The sequence below is a fragment of the Caproicibacter fermentans genome (genome assembly GCF_009746625.1).
Taxonomy (GTDB): Bacteria; Bacillota; Clostridia; order Oscillospirales; family Acutalibacteraceae; genus Caproicibacter; species Caproicibacter fermentans.
Genome location: NZ_VWXL01000101.1, coordinates 1 through 2,168 on the forward strand (window position 1 = coordinate 1; position 2,168 = coordinate 2,168).

A 2,168-nucleotide genomic window follows, 5' to 3' on the forward strand; every position below is an offset into this window, starting at 1 on the left:
TGTTATCGCCGGAGTATAATTGACCGAGATCGCCGGCGGAATTGACCCACTCAAGAATAACGGCTACCATGGCATAAAGAAACGCCATGGAGGTAGGCCGGATGTTAAGGAGTGGAATGATACACATGATACGGGAAAAAGCACAGGGCGGGAAAAGCGCCTACGCCATCGGTAAGGAGCTCGGGATATCCAAGAACACCGCCCGCAAGTACATAGAGCGTAAGGAAAGCTCACCGCCGGAGACAAACCGTTTTTCCAAGTTGGATGCGTACAAACCGCAGCTTCACGAGTTCATGGATCAGGGCATCTTTAACTGCGTGGTTCTGCTGGAACGGTTGCAGGCAGCCGGTTACGATGGCGGGATTACCATTCTCAAAGAGTATGTGCATCCGTACCGTCCAGCAAAAGCACTGCCTGCCGTACGGCGCTATGAAACGCCGGCGGGAAAGCAGGCACAGATGGATTGGGGTATTTGTCATTACACGGACAGCAGCGGAATACTTCACAAGGTGCCGGTGTTCGTGATGATTCTGGGGAAATCCCGCGTGAAATACGCGGAATTCACCAGCCGGTGCGACCTGAGCAGTCTGGAGAGGTGCATCGTCAACGCATTCTCATACTTCGGCGGCATGCCGGAGAATGTGCTTACCGACAACATGAAAACCGTCGTGACGGGGCGGGAAGCCGGGAAGCCCATTTGGAACACGCGTTTCGCGGATTTCGCCACTGAGTTGGGGTTCGTGCCGAAGGTGTGCCGCATCCGTTCTCCGCAGACCAAAGGCAAAGTGGAACGTCTCGTGCGGTATGTGAAAGACAACTTTTTGCCCGGCAGACAGTTTGAGAATCTGGAAGACCTGAACCGTCAGGCGCTTTGCTGGTGCCGGCAGGCCGACGAAAAAGTCCATCACACAACCGGTAAAATCCCGATGCAGGAGTTGGAAAAGGAGGACTTACGGGAGCTTCCGCCGCAGGAGACCTTGGACAAATACCGTTGGGAGACACGGATCGTGACCCGCGACGGGATGGTCAGTTTCGACGGTGTCCGTTACGGCGTGCCATGGCAGTACAGTGGCAAGGAAGTTCGTGTCCGGTTGTGCGCCGGTTATCTGGAAATCTACTGCGGGGAGGTGCTGCTGGCAAAGCACAAAGCGCAGTACCGTTCTGGCAACGTTGTTTTCCTGCAGGGGCAGTACAATGGTCTCGCGGAGAGAAACGGCATTCCCACGTCTTTTCCGTGCGCCATCAAGCAGAATGGCACCGTGGAAGTACGCAAGCTAAGCATTTATGATCAGCTGCTGGGAGGTGTTTCCCATGGTTGAACTGGAGCACGCCCGGGAATTGCTCAGCAACATGGGACTTGAAACCGCTGCGACGCTGTTGGATTCACAGATGGAACGGTCGCTGCATGCAGAACACACCTATGCTCAGTTTTTGGACGAGCTTTTGACCTCCGAGCAGCAGGAGCGCGACCGGAAGGGAGAGAAAATGCGGATAAAGCTGGCACGTCTCCCGCACCGAAAAAGTCTGGAGGAATTCGACTTCAGTTTTCAGCCTTCCATCGACAAACGGCAGATCGACGAACTGGCCACTTTGGCTTTCGCTGCCCGCGCCGAGAATATTATCCTACTGGGGCCGCCTGGCGTCGGCAAAACCCATTTGGCGGTCGGCATCTCCATGAAAGCTCTGAAAGCCGGTCTTACGGTTTACTACACCAGTCTGGCGCGCCTCATTGAGGATCTCAAGCGCGCATTGGAGCAGAACCGACTCGAGAGGCGCTGGCGGGTCTATCTGCGTCCGGCTATCCTCGTGATTGACGAGGTTGGGTACATGCAGCTAAACCGCCAGGAGGCTGAGCTTTTCTTTCGGCTGGTATCCGAACGGTACGAGCATGGCAGCATCATCCTGACCAGCAACAAGTATTTCAGCGACTGGGGTGAGCTGCTTAGCGACACCGTCATTGCCACGGCCCTGCTCGACAGACTGTTGCATCATGCTCACGTGATCAATATCCGCGGGCAGACCTACCGGCTGAAAGATCGGCTCAAAGCTGGCGTTCAGACAGTACCGCCGGTGGACATTCCGGCGGTACTGTGACTGGCGCTCATGTAACCGGCGATATGGGTCATTTCCGACCGGCGTTTTGGGTCAAAAAAGTTCCGGCGTTGACA

The 2,168-nt window shown here is 55.4% G+C and carries 2 protein-coding genes; both read left to right on the forward strand.

What is annotated here, in order from left to right:
- Positions 1–101 precede the first annotated feature (101 nt).
- On the forward strand, positions 102–1,319 hold the full coding sequence (gene istA, locus CAFE_RS17485; protein WP_066649272.1) for an IS21 family transposase: 1,218 nt from the start codon (positions 102–104) through the stop codon (positions 1,317–1,319).
- A gap of 1 nt (position 1,320) precedes the next feature.
- Positions 1,321–2,094 carry an IS21-like element helper ATPase IstB gene (gene istB, locus CAFE_RS17490; protein WP_407926851.1) on the forward strand — a complete coding sequence of 258 codons (774 nt, stop codon included), beginning with the start codon at positions 1,321–1,323 and terminating at the stop codon, positions 2,092–2,094.
- Positions 2,095–2,168: the final 74 nt, after the last annotated feature.

Bases quoted from the DNA above. Each gene is read 5' to 3' on its own strand.
- istA (WP_066649272.1), top strand. From the start codon at position 102: ATGTTAAGGAGTGGAATGATACACATGATACGGGAAAAAGCACAGGGC.